Annotated in this window: 20 protein-coding genes; 10 read left to right on the forward strand and 10 right to left on the reverse strand. The window is 71.5% G+C overall.

Annotated features, from left to right (window positions below):
* Positions 1 to 55: 55 nt before the first annotated feature.
* The 7 genes from F4559_RS15595 to F4559_RS15625 form a co-directional block, all read right to left on the reverse strand.
* Complete coding sequence (locus F4559_RS15595; protein WP_184669476.1) at positions 56 to 682, reverse strand: hypothetical protein; 627 nt, start codon at positions 680 to 682, stop codon at positions 56 to 58.
* Between the two features lie 352 nt (positions 683 to 1,034).
* Positions 1,035 to 1,817 (reverse strand): ArsR/SmtB family transcription factor, encoded by a 783-nt coding sequence (locus F4559_RS15600; protein ID WP_184669477.1) that lies wholly within the window; start codon positions 1,815 to 1,817, stop codon positions 1,035 to 1,037.
* Positions 1,818 to 1,965: 148 nt separating this feature from the next.
* Positions 1,966 to 2,892 carry a hypothetical protein gene (locus tag F4559_RS15605; protein ID WP_184669478.1) on the reverse strand — a complete coding sequence of 309 codons (927 nt, stop codon included), beginning with the start codon at positions 2,890 to 2,892 and terminating at the stop codon, positions 1,966 to 1,968.
* Between the two features lie 212 nt (positions 2,893 to 3,104).
* Positions 3,105 to 3,515, reverse strand: coding sequence for a DUF6292 family protein (locus tag F4559_RS15610; RefSeq protein ID WP_184669479.1), 411 nt, complete (start codon positions 3,513 to 3,515; stop codon positions 3,105 to 3,107).
* A 132-nt stretch (positions 3,516 to 3,647) separates the two neighbouring features.
* Positions 3,648 to 4,568: a helix-turn-helix domain-containing protein gene (locus F4559_RS15615; protein WP_184669480.1), complete on the reverse strand. Its 921-nt coding sequence runs from the start codon at positions 4,566 to 4,568 to the stop codon at positions 3,648 to 3,650.
* A 94-nt stretch (positions 4,569 to 4,662) separates the two neighbouring features.
* Positions 4,663 to 5,610, reverse strand: coding sequence for a hypothetical protein (locus F4559_RS15620; protein ID WP_184669481.1), 948 nt, complete (start codon positions 5,608 to 5,610; stop codon positions 4,663 to 4,665).
* Between the two features lie 10 nt (positions 5,611 to 5,620).
* A complete protein-coding gene (locus F4559_RS15625; RefSeq protein WP_184669482.1) occupies positions 5,621 to 6,259 on the reverse strand; it encodes a TetR/AcrR family transcriptional regulator in 639 nt (212 codons plus the stop codon).
* A 500-nt stretch (positions 6,260 to 6,759) separates the two neighbouring features.
* Here F4559_RS15625 and F4559_RS15630 point away from each other — a divergent pair, with 500 nt between their 5' ends.
* The gene (locus F4559_RS15630) at positions 6,760 to 8,703 is read left to right on the forward strand and encodes an NACHT domain-containing protein (protein WP_184669483.1); all 1,944 of its coding nucleotides are present in this window, start codon (positions 6,760 to 6,762) and stop codon (positions 8,701 to 8,703) included.
* Here F4559_RS15630 and F4559_RS15635 read toward each other — a convergent pair.
* Entirely contained in the window at positions 8,700 to 9,725 is a 1,026-nt protein-coding gene (locus tag F4559_RS15635; protein WP_184675830.1) for an LLM class flavin-dependent oxidoreductase, read from the reverse strand. The genes F4559_RS15630 and F4559_RS15635 overlap by 4 nt on opposite strands.
* Before the next feature lie 70 nt (positions 9,726 to 9,795).
* On the opposite strand from F4559_RS15635, the gene F4559_RS15640 reads away from it, so the two are divergent.
* From F4559_RS15640 to F4559_RS15670, 7 genes are all read left to right on the forward strand, one after another.
* Positions 9,796 to 10,248: a MarR family winged helix-turn-helix transcriptional regulator gene (locus F4559_RS15640; protein ID WP_184669484.1), complete on the forward strand. Its 453-nt coding sequence runs from the start codon at positions 9,796 to 9,798 to the stop codon at positions 10,246 to 10,248.
* Positions 10,249 to 10,284: 36 nt separating this feature from the next.
* Entirely contained in the window at positions 10,285 to 10,704 is a 420-nt protein-coding gene (locus F4559_RS15645; RefSeq protein WP_184669485.1) for a DUF3995 domain-containing protein, read from the forward strand.
* Positions 10,701 to 11,273 (forward strand): AAA family ATPase, encoded by a 573-nt coding sequence (locus tag F4559_RS15650; RefSeq protein ID WP_184669486.1) that lies wholly within the window; start codon positions 10,701 to 10,703, stop codon positions 11,271 to 11,273. Before F4559_RS15645 ends, F4559_RS15650 begins: the two co-directional genes overlap by 4 nt.
* A gap of 90 nt (positions 11,274 to 11,363) precedes the next feature.
* The gene (locus F4559_RS15655) at positions 11,364 to 13,217 is read left to right on the forward strand and encodes a DUF8189 domain-containing protein (protein WP_184669487.1); all 1,854 of its coding nucleotides are present in this window, start codon (positions 11,364 to 11,366) and stop codon (positions 13,215 to 13,217) included.
* 99 nt (positions 13,218 to 13,316) lie between these two features.
* Complete coding sequence (locus F4559_RS35935; RefSeq protein WP_312865670.1) at positions 13,317 to 13,934, forward strand: acyl-CoA-like ligand-binding transcription factor; 618 nt, start codon at positions 13,317 to 13,319, stop codon at positions 13,932 to 13,934.
* Positions 13,931 to 15,469 (forward strand): MDR family MFS transporter, encoded by a 1,539-nt coding sequence (locus F4559_RS15665; RefSeq protein WP_184669489.1) that lies wholly within the window; start codon positions 13,931 to 13,933, stop codon positions 15,467 to 15,469. The genes F4559_RS35935 and F4559_RS15665 overlap by 4 nt, the downstream gene beginning before the upstream one ends.
* 509 nt (positions 15,470 to 15,978) lie before the next feature.
* Entirely contained in the window at positions 15,979 to 16,605 is a 627-nt protein-coding gene (locus F4559_RS15670) for a 2'-5' RNA ligase family protein (RefSeq protein WP_184669490.1), read from the forward strand.
* 167 nt (positions 16,606 to 16,772) lie between these two features.
* On the opposite strand, the gene cutA is transcribed toward F4559_RS15670, so the two are convergent.
* Entirely contained in the window at positions 16,773 to 17,099 is a 327-nt protein-coding gene (gene cutA, locus F4559_RS15675; protein ID WP_184669491.1) for a divalent-cation tolerance protein CutA, read from the reverse strand.
* Between the two features lie 337 nt (positions 17,100 to 17,436).
* Between cutA and F4559_RS15680 the strand changes: the two genes are divergently transcribed.
* Complete coding sequence (locus F4559_RS15680) at positions 17,437 to 18,096, forward strand: acyl-CoA-like ligand-binding transcription factor (RefSeq protein ID WP_184669492.1); 660 nt, start codon at positions 17,437 to 17,439, stop codon at positions 18,094 to 18,096.
* On the opposite strand, the gene F4559_RS15685 is transcribed toward F4559_RS15680, so the two are convergent.
* Positions 18,057 to 19,352: a cytochrome P450 gene (locus F4559_RS15685; protein ID WP_221447247.1), complete on the reverse strand. Its 1,296-nt coding sequence runs from the start codon at positions 19,350 to 19,352 to the stop codon at positions 18,057 to 18,059. The two genes, F4559_RS15680 and F4559_RS15685, sit on opposite strands and share 40 nt — an antisense overlap.
* 350 nt (positions 19,353 to 19,702) lie before the next feature.
* Here F4559_RS15685 and F4559_RS15690 point away from each other — a divergent pair, with 350 nt between their 5' ends.
* On the forward strand, positions 19,703 to 22,798 hold the full coding sequence (locus tag F4559_RS15690) for an efflux RND transporter permease subunit (protein WP_184669494.1): 3,096 nt from the start codon (positions 19,703 to 19,705) through the stop codon (positions 22,796 to 22,798).
* Positions 22,799 to 22,803: the final 5 nt, after the last annotated feature.

The following is a 22,803-nucleotide window of genomic DNA, read 5'->3' on the forward strand; positions in this document are numbered from 1 at the left end:
GTGTCCGCCGCGCCGATGCGCCCCGCTCCGTCGCCGAGTACCCACCCGATGCCCGTCAGGAGCTGAAGGTCCAGGTCAGGGCCTGCGACGCGGTCAGACCCTGGTAGGAGTTGCCCAGCGAGGACGGCAGCGACACCTGGAACGTGTACGGCTGGGTCGCCGAGGCGGCCAGGGGCGTGAGCGACAGCGGCGTGGTGAACGCGGCCAGGGTGCCGTTGTAGATCGGGGAGCCGGTGGCCGTCGCCCCGACGTAGACCTTCAGCGTGACCTGCGTGCAGAAGTCGTTGGCGGGCGTGATGCCGCTGACCGAGCCGGACTGCGAGCACGTGCCCGGGGTCAGGGTGAACGTCGCCGGCGTGCCGGTGCCGTCGTTGGCCAGCGTGACGGTCTTGGTCGCCGACCCGCCGGGGGCCAGGACTGAGCCGGTGTACTTGTTGATCGTGGCGCAGGTCGCCGAGTTCGTCGAGGAGCTGTTGCTGGTGCAGGTGTTGCTGCCGTCGGTCTCGCGCATGATCAGCGATCCGGTCGAGACGGTGTCGGTGGAGTTGGTGATCGCCGCGGTGAACGCCGCGAGCGTGCCGGTCAGGGACAGCGCCAACAGGACGCTGCCGGCCAGGCCGCTGAGGACCGCCACGAAGGCGAAACGGCGGCGGGAGCGGCGGGATGCAGGGACCGCACTCATGGACTTCCCTCTCTCGGGCGGTGTGGCAGGGGGTCGCCCGTCGATCGCAGGTACACCCAGGTGGGTGTACCTGGTCCGTCGAATACGGGTGGCACTCGGCGGCAGCTGTTACCCCCTGAATACGGATCAGTCTGCCGTTCATGACCAATTCACACGAACGATGATCCACAGAGGACAGTCCAATACAGACTCAGAGTAGAATCCGGAGTGCCTATAGCCACCCGAGAGAGTGAAGAGTGGGTGCTAAGTAGGTGCAGTCTGGGTGTAAAAAGGCGCTCTGTCAGAGAAGTGATGCGTGTTCATCACCTCAACGAGTGGTACTGAATTCCTACGTCACAGGACGTCGGTGCACTCACGCTCCGAGATCGCCGGTCTCCAGCAGCGTCTTGAGCGCGGAGACGATCATGGGCCAGCCCTCGGAGATCCCCGCCAGGATCTCGCTGCCCGGCTCGAACCCGTCGTGCACGACGGTCAGTTTGACCCGCGCGCCCAGTTCCTCCAACTCGAAGGTCACCTTCGAGCGCGGTTCGGCGGACATGCGCGCGACGACGTCCGGGTCGAACCCGTGCGAGGCCGTCCACTCGTCGGTCAGCGCGTGCCAGGTGTACGACAGCCGGTGGAAGGGGTCGGACTCCAGGACGACCTGTTCGGGGTCCTTGATCGCGACGCCGTTCTCGTGCCAGGTCATGGACGCGCCCGGCGTCCAGTCCGTGGTGAAGGTGGCGCCCCAGTACCGCCCGGTGAACGCCGGGTCGGTCAACGCCTGCCAGAGGCGTTCCGGCGTCGTGGTGATGTAGGTCGTGTAGACGAATCGGTTCGCGCCCATCGGTTCCTGCTCCAATGCCAGTTTCAGATCGGCGAGCGCGTGTACCCGCGCCCGGTCGTACCGCCCGATCCAGCGGTCCGCGATGGCGTTGATCGGCTCGGCGTTCAGGTGGTGCAGCTTCTCCCGGCCGCGCCACCGGGTCGTGACCAGGTTCGCCGCCGCCAGCACCGCGAGGTGCTTGCTCACCGACTGCCGGGTCATGTCCAGGCCGTCGCACAGTTGGCGCAGGGTCAGGCCGCTGCGCGCGTTGAGCCGGTCCAGCAACGCGCGTCGGCTCGGATCGGCCAGTGCGCGGAACACCTCGTCCATCTCATCGCCTTCGGGCAGCCGCTGGGTTGCCTGTCCGAGGATAGGCAACCCAGCGGCTGCATGTAAAGCCTCGATCGCGATCTTCCCGGCCGAAGAGGCGGGGAACGCGACGCACCGTCGTGACGGCCGCCAAGGGCGACGACGTGGCCTAGCGACCGACCAGTCGGGCCACCGCGAACCACGCGAGGGCGATCAACGCCAGGACGCCCGCGACCACGGACACCCGCCGGGCGTCGAGCAGTCCGCGGCGTACGGCCAGGACACACCCCACGCCGACCGTCGCGGCCGTGACACCCCCGAGCACCCAGAGGCCGGCGGTGGTCGTGAACAGCCACACGGCCATCCCGCCCACCGCGATCACCGAGACACCGCCGGCGGCGAACACCGCCATGATCCGCAGCCGCCCACCCAACTCGTCCCGCCGCGGCAGGACCACACTGCCCACCGTCGCGGCCATCGCGACCAGCGCGAGCACCACGGCCGCCGCCCGCCACGGATGGGCGGCCACGGCCGCCCCGACGAACGCCAACCCCCGACCGACCCGGTCGAACACCACGACCCCGCCCGCGACCAGAGCGACGAGTCCGGTGCCCGCCACGGCCACGAACCCGACCCCGGCGGCGACGTCCCGCCGCCGCCGATCCGCCGTCCACCAGGCGCCGGCCAGAACCGCCAGGACCCCGGCTGTGATGAGCGTGCCCCGCGCCGGATTTCCGGAGACGCTGTCCCACAGCGCCACCACGGCGGTCATCGACGCGAGCGCCACGCTCGACGCGAACACCGACAACGCCAGCGCCGTGGCGACCACGTCGTCCCGCGCACCGGCCTGCCGCGCGGATTCGCCCCCACCCCGAACCACCTCGCGCACGACCGGCCGCCGCGCCTCCTTCGACAGCAACACCAATCCGGCCGCCGCACCCAGACCGAGGGCCACGACCAGGACCGCCCGCACGGGGTGCACGGCAGCCGCACCGACCAGGGCCGTGAAGGCCAGGACACCGCCGATCACCACGGTCGAGACCAGGACGTGCCGCCTCACCACCAGCCCCACGAACACCGCGACCACCCAGAGCACCCGCGAGTTGTACCGCCGTTACGCCACCCCGTCCGTCCGAGCGCACGACCGTGGCCCGAACCCACCCGATCGAGGGCCTGAGCGCGTAGTTCAGGGTGTCCGAGCGGAGGACTCGCGAGGTAGAGGTACGCGAGTGCACATTTCGCAGTGCCTGAACGCACAACTCGCGGTGTCTGAACGTATAACTCGCGTGTTCGCGGAGCAGGGCGCACTCAGTCCGAAGGACGGCGAGGTTCGGGCACAAGGTGCCCGGCGTACGCGTAGGCGTAGAGGTCGGCAGGGGAGAGTCCCGCGGGCGTGCGGACCGGCGCGGCCACCCGCATGGGGTTCGCGGGCAACGACGACAACCACGCGGCCACCGCCTCCGGCGACGGCAGCAGCTCCCCGTCCAACCGGGCGTGCTCCACGACCTGACCCTCCACCGGCTCCCGCACCGCGGACCACCCGGTGTGCTCGTTCCACAGCAACGCCGACTCGCCGTCCAACGCCAGGTAGGCGGACGCCGGGTGCTCGTCCTCGATGCAGAAGCACTCGCCGCTCACCCCCAGCGCCGAGGCGACCAACCGCACGTACCCGCGCAGACCGCGGACGATGGCGTCGTCGAAATCCAGTTCCCGTTCCACCGCGCACCCCCTCACCCACTGGGCTCGTGGGTACATACCCGGGGAGGGTGAGCGAAATCCGACAAAGCGACTTTTCCGATCCAGACGCACGCGGCACCGCCCGTTCGGCAGCGACCGTTGGGCAACTCGACGTCAGTCCGGCCACTCCCAGGCGACGGAGAACGTGCCCGGCCCGAAGTTCAGCGCCACGGCGTGCGCGGCCCCCTCGGCGTTGACGGGCAGCCGCCGCCGGTCGCCGCCGTCGGGGTCGTCGGGGGTGGTGGTGAAGCGGTGGCACGCGACGGGCAGCGCGCGCGGGTCGAAGCGGATCTCGATCACGTAGTCGCGGATCGGCGAGCGGAACACCCGCCCGTACGAGTCGTTCCCGCGCGGGTACGGCGGACCGTCCAGCACGGACGCGTGCTCGACGACCACGGTCTCGCCCCGGCTCAACGGCCGTTCGAAGACCAGTTCGGCGGCGATCATGCCGGTCTCCTCGTCGGCCTCGATCCGGCCGACCGAGCACCCGCTGACCGGCAGGACGCGCGGTATCGGCCACCCCGGTTCGGTCAGGTCGTGGATGGAGATCCATCGGTCGGGACCGTCCACTTCGGCGCGCAACACCTGCCGTGTGCGCACGGCCCGCACGCCCCGGTCGGCCGCCAGTTCCACGATCACGTGCAGCGTCACGCGGGTCAGTTCGTCGTCGCAGTCGACGTGCACCCGCGACAGCAGCGCCTCGATCCGGTCGGACTCGTGCCACAGCTCGGCCAGCGGCCGGGTCGTGGCGCCGCGCCGGGACCGGCCGCGCGGCCGTGGCGCGCCGAGCAGTTCGGTCAGCGAACCGGGCGCCACGTCGAGCACCTCTTCCAGGTGCCGCAACGCGACCATGGACGCGGCGCGTTCCGGCCGTCGGCGTCCGGACTGCCAGTAGCTGAGCGCGGCGACGCTGATCGTGGTGCCGCGTGCCTGGAGCCGTTGCTGGATGCGGTCGAGGCCGAGTCCTCGTCGGCGGATGGCCTCGCGCAACGCGACCGCGAACGGGTCACCCGGCGCCGCGTCGCGGTGACTCATCGACCCTCCTCGGATCTGGCGACGACCGTGCGACACTACGCGGCCACCGACCGCGCTGGATAGCGATCCGGGGTGGAAATCCGCAATGCTGCGGTCAGCCGAACAGGCTCGCCGCGTCCCCGGTCGTGATCATGCGGACGGTCCGGCCCACGGGTCCGTCCCCGGTGGGCACGACCACGCGCACCAGGTCGTCCCGGTCGGCCTCGACCGCGGCGTCGGCGATCCCGGCCGGTGCGCCGGGCCGGGCGGCGACCGCGGCCACGTTGTCCCGCACCCGGTCGACGCCGGCGGCACCGCCGCACAGGACGTCGGTCGCCACGCCGTCGACCACGCGCACACCGGCCGCGACCGGCAGGCGGCCGAGCGGGTTGGCGATCACGGCGACCACCACGTCACCGAGGCACCGCGCCAGCGGTCCGACCGCCGGGTGCCGGTCGAGAGTCAGGTCGCCGGGAGCGGTGAACCAGCCCAGCGTCTCGGCGCTGGGCGCGTGGAACAGGCCGTCGGGCGTCACCCGGACCTGGTTGAACGCGGCCATGACCCCGAGCGAGCCGAACGGCCCGGCGAGGTCGACGGCGTTGTCCTTCGCGGTGGTCCACGTGGTGCCGCCGCCACCGTCCTCGCGTTGCGCGCCGAGGCCCTCGAACTTGCCGTTGACCGCGTCGACGGGGACCTTCATCCGCAGCACGCCCGCCCATTTCGGCGGCTGTCCGACGCGCAGCACCGTGTCGGCCGCGGTCGGGTCGAACCCGGTGACGTCGGCGATCTTCGCGCCGCGCGGGGCGAGGTCGGACAGTCCGACGTGGGCCACGGTCTTGAACCGGTCGACGTCGTACCCGCGCAGTGCCGCGAGGTCGCCGTACTCGACGTAGGCGGCGCCCTCGTGGGTGGCTTTGACGCGGGAGAGGGCGCCGACCAGTCCCGGTGGTGCCGGTGAAGTCGTGGTGGTGGGTGCCGGTGCGCCGGTCTCGGCGGCACACCCGCCCAGCAGTGCCGCGATCCCGACCAGTGCCGGGGCGATCATGCGAGTCGTCCGCTTCACCGGCGGAATCCTAGCCGGGCGGGGTGCCGATCCGGGCCGGATCGCGATCTTGACCGGCGCCGGCACGCCGACCGCGCAGACCGTCGGTGACGATCTCCAGCAACCGGCCCACCAGCGCCTCGTCGGCGGTGCGCATCGACAGGTGCAGGCCGGACAGCAGCGCGTGCAACTCCATCAGCGACAGGTCCGCGCGCACGCTGCCCGCCGCCTGTGCCCGGTGCAGCAGGCCGGTGAGCACGATCTGGAGGTCACGCCGTGCGCCGGTGACCACGAACGTGGCCGCCTGGCAGTTGTCGCCACGCGCGGCCAACGCGTCCGACAAGGCACGGTCTCGCGTGCCGTGGCGCAACAACAGCCGCAGCACCCCGAAGAACGCCTCGGCCGGGTCGGGTTCGTCGACGAGCACGCGCGCCTCGTCCACGATCTCCGCGATCCGTTCCTCCAGCACGGTCTCCAGCAGCGATTCCTTGGTGGGGAAGTGCCGGTGGACCGTGCCCGCGCCGACGCCCGCCCGCCGGGCGATCTCGTCGATCGACACCGCCGCGCCCTCTATCGCGAATGCCTCCCGCGCTGTCTGGAGCACCTTGGACCGGTTGCGCCGGGCATCGGCGCGCAGTGGCTTGGTCCGGGTGACGTCCTGGGATGACATGCGCTCACGGCTCCGCGTTGACCGGTACTGCGACGACGGTCCCAACGGTATCCGGTGTCGGGCGGAAACACGTGCTGGATGACCGTAGTGGCCCAGTGCCGGACACAGTGGTCCGCACGGGTCGGGAAAGGAAAGGGGTCGGCGCGGCGGTCGCCTCTCGGCGGGTGGCACATCACGGCTCCAGCCGCACGGTATTCCGTGATGGCGCGAGATGAGGCCCGGGGACACGAACCGCACCGACCGAGGGGTCCAACGACCGGAACGGCCCCCGGTGTTCCCGATTCGGTGTGACTTGGATTACATTTGTGGACCGAAGCGACTTTTTCCGCGGCCTCGTCGAGTTCTCCGCACATCGGCGGACACGGTCCGTCCGGGGTCCACAGTGGATCGTCCCGGCGGAGTCCGGTGTGGACGGTCGGCCGACGTGTGCGACACCGGACTCGGCCGAACCGGTCGAGCGCACTACCCTCCACCTCCTCGCGCGACGGACGGGTGGGTGCATGGGCTTACGCAGGGCGGTCGGCATCGGTGCGCTGGTGGCCATGATCGCGGTACTGGTGGCGGCGTACGGAGGGCTCGTGCCCTGGGACGAGGACGCCCGGAAACCCGTGGTCGACGTCGCGAACATCGGGAGTCCGCTGCTCGCCGCGCTGGCCATCCTCACGGCGCTGCCGGTCCGACGTCCGCGCCGCGCCCTGGACAGCACACCGGACCAGGTGCGGTCCGCCCGCGAGGTCGTCGCACGCGACGTGCGGCGGTGGGTCGAACGCGAAGTGCGGCACCAGGAACTCGACGCCTCGGCGTTGGTGAACCTGCGCGTACCCGGTCGGCACGACGAGGCGCCCACCGTGGACGACCTCGTCGGGCTGGTGACCGGCGGCCGGCTGCTGATCACGGGCGCGCCGGGGACGGGCAAGTCGTCGGCGGCGTTGCTGGTGGTCGACCGGCTGCTGCGGGACGCCGACCACGCCGGGCCGGTGCCGGTCGTGTTCGACATCCCCGTGTGGGACCCGGAACTCCACGCGCTGGAGGACTGGCTCGTCGGGCGGCTGGCGTTCGACCACAGACTGGCCGACGACACGCACTACGGCAGCCGGGCGGCGCGGTACCTGGTCGTGGACGGGCACGTGCTGCCGGTCCTCGACGGGATCGACGAACTGGCACCCGCCGCCGAGAAGGCGGTGCACGCGTTCCTGGAGCACTGGCCGCACCCGGTCCTCGTGACGCGGCGGTGGGCGGCGGGGGTCAACCAGCTCGCGCGGGACCTGGACCTGCGCCTGGTGAAGGTCGTGGAGATCGCGCCCGAGACGGCGCTGGCCCATCTGGCCGCGAAGGACCGGCGGTGGCAGGCCGTCCTGGACCTGCCCGTCAAGGCCCGGTCGCGCAGCGGACTGGTCAACGCGTTGCGCACGCCCCTGATGGTGTTCCTGGCCCGTGAGGTCACGCGGGTCGGTGCCGAACCCGTCGGGCTGGTCGACCGGTTCCGTACCCGCGTGGAGGCCGAGGACTACCTGTTGGCGCACTTCGTGCCGGCCGTGTTCGAGGCGTGCCACCGCCGTAGGGGCAGGCTGTCGAAGGCCGAGGCCGCCCTGGTACCACGCCGGACGCGTTCCTGGTCGCCCCGGCGTGCGGAGCGGTGGTTGAGGTTCCTTGCTTCCCGGGCCACGCACGACGAAGGCCGGTCGGTGCGGTGGTGGCGATTGTGGGAAACGACCTCCAGCCTGCGTTTCGCGTTCTTCCTCGTGGGCTTCGTGGCGCCACTCGCGACGGGGAGCCTGATCAACCTCGTCCGGTCCGGTTCGCCGCTGCCGGGCACCACGGCGCTCTTGATCGCCTACACGCTGTCGGCGACGTTGGCGTTCATGCCGGTGCGTCGGTTGCGGAGCGAACTGCGCAAGGAACCCGCGCTGGACCTGGGGACGAGCATCGGGTCGTTGGTCGCCGTGCTGGTGGGACTGGGCTTGACCCGGGCGCTGGGCCCGGTCGTCGGCGTGGTGGGCGCGCTGGTCGCGTTCGGCCTGGTGTTCAAGGTCTCCCACGTGGCCGACCTGCGCACGCGCGACGGCGAGGTGGTGATGGACCCGTCGGCGTTGATGCGGCGGTTGCGCACGACGGCGTTGACCGGCGCGTGCTGCTACGCCGTCGCGATGGTCGTCGTCGTCTCGTGGTGGTACCGGTTCGTGCCGGAACTCCTGCTGGTCGGTCTGGCCATCGCGTTGGCCGCGTTGCGGATGTCGTTGTGGGGCGTGTTCGTCGCGGTCCGGGTGCGGTCGGCGGTGGCCGGCCGGTTGCCGTGGCGGTTGATGCGGTTCCTGCGCGACGCGGACGCGTTGGGTGTCCTGCGCCGCACGGGTCCCACGTTCCTGTTCCGCCACGAGCGGCTGCGGGTGGCGTTGGCCGACAAAGACGACGCCGACAAGGACGACGCCGACAAGGACGACTAGGACTTGCCGACCAGGGGGAGCACCTCGGTGCCGAGAAGTTCGATCGCCGTCACCACGTGCCGGTGCGGGACGCCGGACCAGTCCATGTGCATGGCGTAGCGGTCGGCGCCGACCAGCTCGCCCACGGCGGCCAGGCGTTCGGCGATCTCGGCCGGACTGCCCGCGAAGATCGAGTTCGCGTCGTGGGTCCACGCGTCGTAGTCCGCGCGTGACGGCACGCGCCAGCCCCTGGCCCGCGCGCCGTACTTCATGGTCTGCAACCAGTACGGGTAGTAGATGTCCTTCGCGTCCTGCGACTTCGGGGCGATCAGGCCGATCGCGCTCATCGTGACGTGCAGGTCCTCGGGCCGGTGGCCGGCGGCTTCCCCGGCCCGGCGGTAGAGCTGTGCCAACTGTGCGAACCGCTCGGGTTCGCCGCCGATCACCGCGTAGACGACGGGCAGGCCGAGCAGGCCCGCGCGGATCGACGACTCGGGGTTGCCGCCGGTGCCGATGGTGATGCGCAGGCGGTCCCGGTACGGGCGCGGGTAGACCTCGGCGTTCTCCAGCGGCGAGCGGAACTTGCCCGACCAGGTGATCGGGTGTTCGCGGTCCAGGCGCAGCAGCAGGGCGAGCTTCTCCTCGAACAGCTCGTCGTAGTCCTCCAGCCGCGCGCCGAACAGCGGGAACGACTCGGTGAACGAGCCCCGCCCGGCCAGCAGCTCGGCCCGGCCCCGGCTGAGCTGGTCCAGCGTCGTGAACTGCTGGTAGACGCGGACCGGGTCCTCGGTGCTCAGGACGGTGACCGCGCTGCTGAGCGTGATGTGCTCGGTGACGCTCGCGGCGGCGGCCAGGACGGTGGCCGGGTTGGAGCTGGCGAAGTTCTCCAGGTGGTGCTCGCCCAGGCCGTAGAAGCCGAGGCCGACCTGGTCGGCGACCTTGATGCGCTCGACGGTGTTCGCCAGTTCGTCGGCGACGGAGAGCTGTTCGCCGGTCAGCGCGTCGGGGCTGCGGTCGGCGAAGCTGTAGACGCCCAGCTGCATGTTCGTGGACACGTCAACAAGATAGCCCCGGTTTGATGACGCGTCAACAAAGGCGTGTTAGCTTGGCGCCATGGAGTGGTTGGACGAGCGCGAGGCGGCGATGTGGCGGTCGTACCTGGCCCTGCACCGGGAACTGCTGGGTGCGCTGGAGCGGCGGCTCGAACGCGACTCGGGACTGTCCAACGCGGACTACGCCCTACTCGTGCCGCTGTCGGAGGCGCCCGACGGCCTGGTGCGCGCGCGTGACCTCGCCGCGTCGGCGGGCTGGGAGCGCAGTCGGCTGTCGCACCAGGTGGCGCGGATGGAGAAGCGCGGTCTGGTCGTGCGCGAGGTGTGCGCGGAGGACGCCCGCGGTTCGATGGTGCGGCTCACCCCGGCCGGTCGGGCGGCGATCGAGAGCGCGGCGCCCGGACACGTCACGGCCGTGCGCGGACTGCTGTTCGACGCGTTGAGCGAGGACGAGGTGGAGACGTTGGGCCGGGTCTTCACCCGCGTTCTCGACCGATTGGCCGACCAGGGCTGATCCCGTACCGTACGCTGCCGTATGGAGGTGGGGATCATGGAGATCGTCGCGGTGGTCGTCGCGGTCGCGCTGGCGCTGATCGGCCTGTTGCACGTGGTGTGGATCTTCTCGCCGTGGCCGTTGCCGGACCGGGCGTCGTTCGCGGAACTGGTGACCGACCGCCCGGTGGCGCAGGCACCGCCGTGGCCGTTGACGCTGCTGGTCGCGGTGCTGCTCGGGCTTGCCGGCTACCTGGTCGTCGGGCGTGCCGGGGTGGTGGCGGTGCCCGGACCGGCGTGGCTGACGACGGTGGGCGCGGGCGGGGTCGCGGCAGTGCTGCTGCTGCGCGGCGTCGGCGGGTTCGTGCACTGGGCGCGGTCGACGACGGCGTTCGCCCGGCTGAACCGGCGCTGGTACTCGCCGCTGTGCGTGGTGCTGGGCACGGGGGCCGGTGTCGTCGCGCTGGTCGGCTCGTGAGCGACTGGTCGGTGCTGCTGGTCGGCGGCGCGTCGGGCAGCGGCAAGAGCACGCTCGCCCGACCCGTCGCCGCCGCGCGCGGTGCCGTGCTGGTCGAGGTGGACGACCTGGTGCTCGCCACGCAGGCGGTCACCACGCCGGACTCGCACCCGGACCTGCACCACTGGCGACGGCACGACGCCGACCGGCTGGGCCCGGAAGGGGTGGCGGACGGTCTGATCACCGTGGCCCGTGCGCTGGCGCCGGCGGTCGACGCGGTGATCGCGGACCGCCTCGACGCCGGTGTGCCCCTGGTGCTTGAGGGTGACTACCTGCTGCCCGAGCACTGTGCGCGATGGGTCGAGCGGGACCGGCGGGTGCGTGCCGTGTTCGTGCGCGAGCCCGATGCGGACCGCGTGCGACGCAACTACCTCGGCCGCGAGCCGGAGTCCGGGGACCAGGTCCGGCGGGCCGAGTGCAGCGCGTACTACGGCGACCTGCTCGCGGCGGAAGCGGAGAAGCACGGGCTGCCGGTGTTCGCGGCACGCCCATGGCATGACGCGGCCGAACGGTTGGCGGCACTGCTGTAGCCGTTCGCCGGAACGCCACGCGGGTGATCGGGTCTTGCGCCCGTCCCGGCTGCCGCCCGACCCTCGGTGGCACGAGGGGGAGGGGATGTCGTGCGCGCATTCGGGATTCTGGCCGCGGTCGTGGCGATCACTCTGGGGACGACGCCGCCCGCGCGGGCCGTGCCGGGGGACCTGTACCTCCAGGTCGTCGCGCACGAGGACGACGACCTGCTGTTCATGAACCCCGACATCGACCAGACGATCCGCACCGGCACGGACACCGTGACCGTGTTCGTCACCGCGGGCCAGATCACCGGTGCCGGCGACACCGACGAGATCCGCGCCCGCAACCGGCAGCGCGGCATCCAGGACGCCTACGCGCGGATGGCGGGCGTGCCCGACCTCGACCCGAACGCCCAGGAGGAGTGGACCGGGGACCTGCTCGCGGTCGCCGGGCGGCAGGCCGAGCGCTACGTGCTGACCGAGCGTCCCGAGGTGGCGTTGCTCTTCCTCAACCTGCGCGACGGCCGCCTGGGCGCGGTCCGCGACAGCGGCGTCACCGACACCACGGTGATCCCGGCCGGCGGTCTGGTGACCAGGTCGTTCTCCTACGACCGGGCCGGGGTGACCGCCGCGCTGGCCGACGTGCTGAGGCTTTACCGGCCGTCGCTCGTGCGCGCGCAGGACCCGTTGCCCGATGCCCGGTACCAGCCCGACCACGGCGACCACGTGGCCGCTGCCCGGTTCACCGACGACGCGGTGCGCGCCTGGGGCGGGCGTCCGGTGCAGGTGAACTACCGCGACTACAACAACGTCGACGTGCCCGGCAACCTGTCGCCGGGCACGCTCGACCGCAAGAGTTCGGTCTTCGACAACTACCTGCGCTACGACGGCAACACCGGGCTGCGGGCACTGCTGGTCGGCATGAACGTGCGGTGGCCGCGCGGCACCGGCTGGGCCGGGCGCGACGCCGACGGGCGGGCGCGGTTGTTCGTGGTGCGCGCAGGAGTGGCGGTCACCTACACGCAGAACGCGGCGGGCGGCTGGGACGGCGCGGTGGCGTTGCCGGCCGCCGGCGGTCCGCTCGCACCGTCGATCGTGGTCGGTCGCAACGCCGACGGCCGGTCGGAGATCGTGGCCCGGCGCCTGTCGGACCACCACCTGCTCGGCCTGCACCAGACCACGCCGAACGGGGGTTGGGCCGGCGCGTGGACGGACCTGGGCAACCCCAACACCTCCGGCGCGGACCAGGTCGGTCAGCCGGTCCTCGCCGCCAACACCGACGGCCGCCTCCAGTTGTTCGTGAAGAATGGTGGTGGCGGAGTCAGCACCAGGTTCCAGACCACGCCGAACGGGCCGTGGGGCGATTGGGTGGACCTGTTCGGCACGGACGTGCAGGACGGGCTCGCCGCGATCACCGGTCCGCAGGGCCGCATCGAGCTGTTCGCCGCCACCCGGCAGAAGATCCTGCACTGGTTCCAGGCCTCGCCCAACGGGTCCTTCGCGCGCAACGACAACCTGCCGTCGGCCGTGCCCGCCGGTCCGCCGACGGCCGCGCTGTCCCAGGACGGCCGGATCGAGGTGCTCTACCGGGGCGCGGGCACCGAGCACGTGGTCGCCTCCGTGCAGCGCGAGGTGAACGGCGGCTGGTACTCGACGCCGGTCGTGCTCGGTGGCCACGGCGGCGTCGGGTCGGTCGCGACGGTGACCGGGCCGGGCGGGCGGATCGTCGCCGTGGAGCGCAACGCGGGCACGGGCGTGAGCCTCACGACCCAGCGCGGGCCGAACGCCGGGTACGGGGAGTGGGTCGACCTCGGCGGCGTGGTCGCGGACGTGCCGGCCCTGACGTTGGACGCGCGGGGCGCGGTGGTGGTCGCCTCGATCGGGACCGACGGTGCGCTCTACGTGCGTACCCAGGGCGAGCCGACGCCGGACAGCCCGTTCGGGCCGTGGGTCCGCTTGTAGACCGTTCGGCCCAGTCCGGAGGGCTGTGAGGTCACTCACCGGTACTTACATCGATTGTAAACTTGCAGTCGCTGAATAAAACCGCCTACGGTGTCCACCGTGACCGGGCGTCGTGACCGCAAGAAACGGCGGACACGGGCCGACCTCGTCCGGGCGGCCGTGTCGCTCGTCGAGGAACGCGGCTTCGACCGGGTCACGGTGGAGGACATCAGCGCGGCGGCGGGCGTGTCCGCGCGGACGTTCTTCAACTACTTCACCGGCAAGGAGGAGGCCGTCGTCGGCCCGGACCCGGAAGCGGGTCCGCGCATCCGGGCACACGTGCTCGCGCAACCCGACGACGTGCCCACCCTCCAGGCGGTCCGGTCGGCCCTGCTCGCCGAGATCGCGGACGAGGGTGCCGACGAACGGGCACTGCTGTCGGTGCGGATGCGCATCGTGCAGGCGGACCCCGGTCTGCTCGCCCGGGTCTTCGCGGGCGGCCGGCGGACCGAGGAACACCTCGTCACGGCGATCGCCGAGCGGACCGGCCTGGCCGCGGGCGACGCCTACCCGCTGCTGCTCGCGGCGGCGGCGAGTGCCGCGCTGCGGTGCGCGATGACGCGCTGGGCGACGACCGACCGGTCGTTGCCCGACCTGCTCGGCGAGGCGGTCGACCTGCTCGCGGTCGGCCTGACGGACCCGCCGGGCGCACACAGGAGAGGAACTGGGGGATCATGACCGAGGCCACCGGCTCCCGGGCGAACCGGGAGATCGGCCAGGCGATGACGGCCCTGATGCTGGGCATGTTCATGGCCATCCTCGCGTCGACCATCGTGTCGAACGCGCTGCCGCGGATCATCGCGGACCTGCACGGCTCGCAGTCGGTCTACACGTGGGTCGTCACGACCGAACTGCTCGCCATGACCGCGACCGTGCCGCTGTGGGGCAAGCTCGCCGACCTCTACAGCCGCAAGCTGCTCATCCAGCTCTCGCTGGGCATGTTCGTGGCCGGTTCGCTGATCGCGGGCTTCTCGCCGAACGTCGAGGTGCTCATCGCCAGCCGGGTCGTGCAGGGCCTCGGTGCGGGCGGCATGACCGCGCTGGCCACGATCGTGATGGCGGCGATGATCCCGCCGCGCGAGATGGGCAAGTACGCGGGCCTGTTCGGCGCGGTGTTCGGCGTCGGCACGGTCGCCGGCCCGCTGATCGGCGGCGTGCTCGTGGACACCTCGTGGCTGGGGTGGCGCTGGTGCTTCTTCATCGGCGTGCCGTTCACGCTCGCCGCGATCGTGCTGCTCCAGCGCACGCTGCACCTGCCGGTCGTGCGCAAGGAGGTCAAGATCGACTACCTGGGCGCGGTGCTGATCGTGGCCGGCGTCTCGACGCTGCTGGTGTGGTCGACGCTGGCGGGCCACCAGTTCGCGTGGTGGTCGGCGTGGACGGTCGTGCTGGTGCTCGCGGGCCTGGTGCTGCTGGGCGCGGCGGTGTTCGTGGAGTCGCGCGCGGCCGACCCGATCGTGCCGCTGTCGATCTTCCGCAACCGCACGGTCACGCTCACCACCCTGGCCAGCGCGCTGGTCGGCGTGGCGATGTTCGGCGGCACGGTGTTCCTGTCCCAGTACTTCCAGATCGGCCTGGGCAAGACACCGACGCAGGCCGGTCTGATGAGCCTGCCGCTGATCTTCGGCCTGCTCGTGTCGTCGACCGTGGCGGGCCAGCTGATCACCAAGTGGGGCCGGTGGAAGGCGTTCCTGGTCGCCGGTGCGGTGATCATGGTCGGTGGCATGGTGCTGCTGGCCACGATCGACGCGAACACGAGCGTGTTCGTGGTGAGCGTGCACATGGCCGTGCTCGGTGTCGGCGTCGGCATGCTCATGCAGAACCTGGTGCTGGCGGCGCAGAACGACGTGCCGGCGAGCGACCTGGGGGCGACCACGTCCACGATCACGTTCTTCCGCAGCCTGGGCGGCGCGATCGGCGTGAGCGCGCTGGGCGCCGTGCTGGCCAACCGGGTCACGTCGCTGTTCGCGGAGAAGTTCCCGCAGGCGGCCGGTTCCGGCGGCACGACCGAGGTGCCCGACCTGGCGTCGCTGCCCGAGCCGGTGCGCGCGGTGGTGCGCGAGGTCTACGCGACCGCGACCGCCGAGCTGTTCCTGATCGGCACGCCGATCGCGGTGCTGGCCGTCGTCGCGGTGCTGTTCATCAAGGAGAAGCCGCTCAAGACGCAGAGCGGCGACGAGCGGTTGGCCGAGGAACTGGCGGCCACCCACTGATCACCCGGTCGGCGCGGCACGGTGCCGCGCCGACCGGTGGGGTCCGGGTCGAGGGGGCGCGGTGCGGTGGGCGGAGTACTCCGCGGGGTGCATGGCTACAGGTACTCCGGGCTTCGGGTGAGCAGGTCGGGTTTGTAGACGGCGCGGGCGTGGTGGGGACTGCCAAGCCGAGGTTGAGGATGTCGTGGGCGTTTTTGGCGCTCATGGGGTGTCGTCGGGCCAGGGCCGGCGCGGTGACCACCGCACACCGCGTACAGCCGAACCGTCACTGCCTTTCACTGCGACCTCCGATCCCGAATCCGGCGACCGGGATCATTCAATCCGGGCGCGCTACGATCGGGCAGGGTCGACCACGCTGTTGCCCCCCCGTTTGCCCCCGGCGATCAATAGGTGACCGAGGTGGGCGCGTTGGCAGCGCGGGTGGGTGCTGTTGCCGATTCGTCGGTCGTGCGAATCCGCGGCGCCGTGGCCGACTTCCGCAGGAACGCCGTGGCAGAGGAGTCGACCGCGTGACCGGGTTGGAGCCGATGCGGGACCACTGGTGGTGGCGGCCGGGCTGGTGTGTCGGACGGTCGTTCTACACGTGGCACGTGACGTTCGCCGACCAACCCGGCGCGGGGCGACTCGTCGCCGACTACGCGCCCGTGCTCGCGGGGCTGCCGCAGCTCGACCCGGTTCCCGCACGGTGGCTGCACCTGACCTTGCAGGGCGTCGGCTTCACCGACGAGACCGACCGCGCGGAGGTGGACCGGGTCGTGGAGGCCGCCCGCGGGCGCTGTGCCGGACTGGAGCCGTTCACCGTCACCATCGGCTCGGCCCACGTCGATCCGGAGACGATCCAGATGCCCGTCCGTCCGCTGGAACCGTTGGCGGCGCTGCGGCGGGCGATCCGCGCGGCGATCGGCGACGTACGCGGACCGGAGAACGTGCCGGAACCCGAAGCCGGGTTCCGCGCCCACGTCAGCCTGGGCTACTGCAACACCGCCGGACCGGCCGAACCGATCGCCGAGGCGCTGGAAGTCCACAGTAGACACTCGGCGGAAGTGGTCGTTTCCTCCGTGTCGTCGATCGACTTCAACCGGGATCGCAAAGCCTACGAGTGGACCGACGTGGCGACCGTCCGACTGGGCGGGTGAAGGCAGTGGGACAGCCCCGCAGGACAGGCCGGGCCACCGGGCGGCCATGCGGTTCGTCCGGCGATCGGACCGGAAGCGGGTCGGGGAAGCCTCCGCATCCGGCACGTCGCACGCCGACCGGAACCCCACCGGACCGTGGCCGCGATGCACGAGGCCCTCGCCTCCTCCTAGGCGTCCGGGGCGACCGTCCGCCGCAACCACTCGAAGTACTCCGGCGTGCCGTCCACCACCGCGGTCGCGGTCACCTCCGGATTCGTCCACGGATGATTCGCGACCAGGTGATCACGCAGCCCCGGGAAGCGATCGGTGGTCGTCTTCAGCACGACCGCCCACTCCTCGCCCTCACCGAGTTCGCCCAGATGCCAGAACACCGACCCCACCGGCCCGACCACCTGCGCCCCGGCGGCCAACCGTGCCCCGACAGCGGACCGGGCGAGCACGAAAGCCGCCTCCCGACTACCCGCAGCGGTGGTCACCTGCACAAACTCCGTCACACAGACCAACCTAGCCCCGACCACCCGCCCCGACACGGCCGCGCACGCCGCCGAACCCCGGGCTGGATGCCGCCCGCCGCGTCCGCGAAACCCACACCACTACCTGGGTCACGACCCGGTCGTCCGTCATTCACGCGGTCGATCACCGAGCCGGTACCAGGGCGAAGATCCACATGTGCGGATATGGGCGGGCTGTGATTTCCGGGACCGGACGGCGTGGCCTCGGTCGTCGGGCACCGCGATGCCGTGTCGCGCCCCCGATCGCCATCAGGCTCGCCGACCGGCGACGCCGTGTCGGATTCATCCCGTGGAGTCCGGCGAATGCGACACTCGCCGCATGGTGCGTGAAGTGGGCTTGCGCGAACGCAAGAAGCGGGCCACCCGGGCGGCGCTGGCCGAGTCCGCGCTGCGGTTGTGCGTCGAGAACGGCTTCGACGCGGTGACCGCGGAACGGATCGCCGGTGCCGCCGGGGTGTCCCTGCGGACGTTCTTCAACTACTTCCCGTCCAAGGAGGAGGCGGTCGTCGCCGCCGAGGTCGCGCGCGCCGAGGCGATCGTCCGCGAGTTCGCGGGACGTCCCGCGCACGAGCCCGTGCTCGTGGCACTGCGCAACACGCTCCACCGCCTGCTCGCCGGCCGCCTCGACCGCGACGATGCCGCCCGGCTGCGGGCGTTGCGCGCCACGCCCGCCCTGCTGCCGTACCAGACCGCCGCCTACGCGGCCAAGGAACGGCAGTTGGCCGAGGCCGTCGCCCGGCGGGTCGGCGCCGATCCCGACGCCGACCTCTACCCGACGCTGTTCGCCGCCGCCGTCATGGCCACCCTGCGGGTGGTCGTGGGCCGGTGGCTCGATTCGCCGACGACCCCGTTGTCCGAGCTGGTCGACGCGCTCGTCCACCGGCTCGGCAGCGGGTTCGGCGACCACGTCCAGGCGTCCCGGACCGCCGCGGTCCCGGCTCAGGCGTCCCAGGTGACCGGGAGCGAGTGCACGCCGTAGATCGCCATGTCGTCGCGCAGCGGCACGTCGGCCGGGTCGACGTCGAGCCGCAGACCGGGCAGCCGGCCCAGCAGCCCGGTGAAGCCGGCGGTCATCTCCACCCGCGCGAGCTGCTGGCCCAGGCACTGGTGGATGCCGTGCCCGAACGCCAGGTGCGGCGCGCGCGGCCGGGTCACGTCGAGTCGGTCCGGGTCGTCGACCACGCGCCCGTCCCGGTTGGCGACGGTCACGGACACGAACACCGTCGAGTCGGCCGGGATGGTGACGCCGGAGATCTCCACGTCCTCCAGCGTCGTGCGGACGATGCCCAGGTGGACGATCGCCAGGTAGCGCAGCAGTTCCTCGACCGCGCCGCCGATCAACGCCGGGTCCGCCCGCAGCGCCGCGAGCTGGTCCGGCTTCTCCAGCAACGCGAAAGTGCCCAGCGCCAACATGTTCGCGGTCGTCTCGTGCCCCGCGATGAGCAGCAGGTTGGCGATGCCGACGAGTTCGGCGTCGGTCAGCGGCGTGTCGGTCTCCGCGTGCACGAGACCGGACAGGATGTCGTCGGTCGGCTGCGCGCGCTTGCGCTCGACCAGGCGGTGCATGAACTTCCGGAGGTTGTCGGAGGCGTCGAAGACCTCCTCCAGGGTCGAGTCGAGCGCCAGCAGCTTCGCGGTGCGGTCCTGGAACTCGTCCCGGTCGGCGTACTCGACGCCGAGCAGTTCGCAGATCACCAGCGACGGCACCGGCAGCGCGAACTCGGTGACCAGGTCGGCGCCCGGTCCCTTCGCGATCATCGCGTCGATGTGCTCGGCGACGATGGCCTCGATGCGCGGTTCGAGCTGACGCATCCGGCGCACGGTGAACTGGCCGGTGAGCAGCCTGCGGTAGCGGGTGTGGTCCGGCGGGTCCATGAAGATGAAGCTGCCCGCCCGCGCGTCGGGGTCCAGGACCCGGGCGCGGATCTCGGGCGAGAGCTTGTCGAGCACACGCGCTGTGAAGCGCTCCGAGGAGAATCGCGGGTCGGCCAGGACCGCCCGGCCCTCGGCGTACCCGGTGACCAGCCAGGCGGTGTCCCCGTCGCGTTGGGTGATCGGCTGGACGGCGGGCCCGGTGTCCGCGAGGCGGTCCAGGGCGACGGGCGGGTCGAACGGGCGGCCGGCGTCCCGGTGCATCAGTTCGGCGGGGAGCTGGATGCGCTCCCGGTTGGTGGATTCGGTCCCGGCGGTGGCTTCGCCCGCGTCTTCACGGGTCGACGAAGCGGTGGTGGACATCCCCAGTCCTTGTCCCGGCCCGGTCCCCCGACCAGGCCGTAGCTCGTCACCCACGGTACCAAAACCTGCACGCCGTGCAGCTTTCTTTTCCTCGGCCCGACTACCACGAGTGATCGATATTCGTCTCGAGGGGCGCGCTGAGATGTACAGCGCGTCATGTTCGGCGGCACTTTTCGGGGTAGTGGAGGCCGAAAGAGTGAACCAAGGTCATACGGAAGTCTGAGAAGTCGACTACCGAAGGGCGACCCGGTTCTCAGCACGCGCGTGCGACGCTTCCCGCGTCCCGCCGGCCGTGCCCCGGAGCCGGAGGCGTGCGACACCCCGTGCAGTTCCTTTAAGGAGATTCGTACATGTCCGTGCTGGCCAGGCTCAGCCTCGCCAACCGGAGCCTCGTCGGGCTGCTCAGCCTGGTGGTCATCGGCTTCGGCGTGCTGACGCTGCCCTCGATCAAGCAGCAGTTGTTCCCGTCGATCGAACTGCCGGCCGCCGCGATCGTCGCGCCGTACCCCGGTGCCGCGCCCGACCTCGTCGACCGCCAGGTCGCCGAGCCGATCCAGTCGGCGGTGCGCGGCATCGACGGCGTGGAGGAGGTGCTGACCACCTCGGCGGAGAGCCTCGCGACGATCCAGGTGATGTTCACCTACGGCACCGACATCGACGCCGCCGTCAACCAGTTGCAGCAGGCCGTCAACCGGCTCCAGCCCCGCCTGCCCGAGGGCGTCGAGCCGACCGTGGCGCAGGGCAGCACCGACGACATCCCGGTGGTCGCGCTCGCCGCGACCTCCGGCGACGACGACATCGCCACGGCCGCCCGGCTGCGCGCCGAGGTCGTGCCCGGCATCGAGGAGATCAAGGGCGTCCGCGAGGCGTCGGTCAGCGGCGAACGGGAGCGCGAGGTCACCGTCACGGTCGACTACGGCAAGCTCGGCGCGCGCGGCCTGGACCCGCAGGCCCTGACCGCCGCGCTGCGCGGCGCCGGTGCCGCCGTGCCCGCGGGCGCCGTCGAGCGCGGGACGCAGTCGCTCACCGTCCAGATCGGTGGACCGGTCACCTCGGTCGACGCGCTGCGCGACCTCGTGCTGACCTCGCCCAACGGCCCGGTCAAGCTCCGCGAGGTGGCGACCGTGGAGTCCGCCCCCGCCGCGCTGGCCGTGCTCAACCGCACCGACGGCAAGCCCACGCTGGGCGTCGTCGTCACGATGAACGCCGACGGCAACGCGGTGGAGATCTCCAAGGCCGTGCGCGCCAAGCTCGACGAGTGGGGCAAGGCCGCGGACTCCACGCTCACGGTCGCCTTCGACCAGGGTCCGGAGGTGGAGAAGGCGATCAGCGGCCTGACCACCGAGGGTCTGCTCGGCCTGCTGTTCGCGGTCGTGGTGATCCTGCTGTTCCTGATGTCGTTGCGCTCCACGCTGGTCACCGCCGTGTCGATCCCGCTGTCGGTGGTCGTCGCGCTGATCGCGCTGTGGACCGGCGACCTGTCGCTCAACCTGCTCACGCTGGGCGCGTTGACCATCGCCGTCGGCCGCGTCGTCGACGACTCGATCGTGGTGCTGGAGAACATCAAGCGCCACCTCGGGTACGGCGAGGAGAAGCAGCGCGCGGTGCTCGACGGCACCCGCGAGGTGGCGGGCGCGGTCACCGCGTCGACGCTGACCACGGTCGCGGTGTTCCTGCCGATCGCGTTCGTCGACGGCATCGCGGGCGAGCTGTTCGGCCCGTTCTCGATCACGGTGACCGTGGCGCTGCTCGCGTCGCTGCTGGTGTCGCTGACGATCGTGCCCGTGCTCGCGTTCTGGTTCCTCAAGCGGCCCGTCGTGTCCGACGACCCGGCCGCCGCCGCGGAGGCCAAGCGCCTGGCGGTGGAGAAGGAGCGGCGTGGCCTGCTCCAGCGGATCTACGTGCCGGTGCTGCGGTTCGCCACGCGCCGCCGCCTGGTCACCGTGCTCATCGCCGTGCTGATCTTCATCGGCACGGTCGGGCTCGCCGGTCAGCTCAAGACCGACTTCATCGGCGACTCCGGCGGCACGGCGTTGCAGGGCACCCAGACGTTGCCGCCGGGCACGGGTCTCAAGGCCCGCGACGACGCCGCCCGCAAGCTGGAGGCCGTGCTCGCCGACACCGACGAGATCGAGACCTACCAGGTCACGGTCGGCAGCGACACGAGCATGGCGGCGTTCGGCTTCGGCGGCGACGGCAACACCCGCGTCCAGGCCACCGTCCGCGAGGGCACCGACCTGGAGGCGTTGGGCACCCGCCTGAGCGACAAGATGAAGGGCGTCGAGGGTGCGGGCGAGGTCAAGTTCGGCGCCGGCGCGTCGGGCTTCGGCTCCGACGGCATCGAGGTCCTGGTGACCGCCGACGACGAGAAGTCCCTGCGCGAGGCCGCCGACCAGGTGCAGAAGGCGGTCGAGGGCACGCCGGGCGTCGCCGAGGTCGACAACGACCTGGCGGTCAGCGCACCGCGCGTGCAGGTCGTCGTGAACGAGGACGCCGCCGCCGCGCGCGGGCTCAACGGCCAGGTGATCGGCCAGTTCGCGGCGCAGGCGCTGCGGGGCAGCCCGGTCGGCGAGCTGCCGATCGGCGAGGGTTCGCAGCGGATCGTGCTGCGCACCGGCACCGCACCGGCCGACGTGGACGCGCTCAAGGCGTTGGCGCTGCCCGGCGGCGTGACCCTGGGCCAGGTCGCCGAGGTGTCCGTCGTGGACGGTCCGGTGCAGGTCAAGCGCACCGACGGCGAGCGCAGCACGACCGTGCGCGCCAAGGTGACCGGTGCCGACCTCGGTGCCGTGACCGCCGATCTGGCCAAGCGGCTGGATGCGCTCGACCTGCCCGGCGGCGCCGACCAGGAGATCGGCGGCGTGAGCCAGGACCAGGCCGACACGTTCGCCGACCTGGGGTTGGCGATGCTGGCCGCGATCGCGATCGTGTTTCTGATCATGGTGGCCACGTTCCGCAGCATCGTGCAGCCGCTGATCCTGCTGGTGTCGATCCCGTTCGCGGCGACCGGCGCCCTGGGTCTGCTGCTGGTCACCGGCACGGCGCTGGGTCTGCCGTCGCTGATCGGCATGCTGATGCTGGTCGGCATCGTGGTGACCAACGCGATCGTGCTGATCGACCTGGTCAACCAGTACCGGGCGCAGGGGATGGGCGTGACCGAGGCGGTGATCGAGGGCGGGCGCAGCCGACTGCGGCCGATCCTGATGACCGCGGCGGCGACGATCTTCGCGCTGCTGCCGATGGCCCTGGGCGTCACCGGCGAGGGCGCGTTCATCGGCAAGCCGCTGGCGCTGGTCGTGATCGGCGGCCTGGTCAGCTCGACGCTGCTGACCCTGGTGCTGGTGCCGACGCTGTACACGATGGTGGAGGGCCGCAAGGAGCGGCGTCGGGCACGCCGGGAGGCCAAGCGCGAGCAGGCGCCCCGACGCGAGCCCGTGTCGGTCTGATCCAC

The sequence above is a fragment of the Saccharothrix violaceirubra genome, from assembly GCF_014203755.1.
Lineage (GTDB): Bacteria > Actinomycetota > Actinomycetes > Mycobacteriales > Pseudonocardiaceae > Actinosynnema > Actinosynnema violaceirubrum.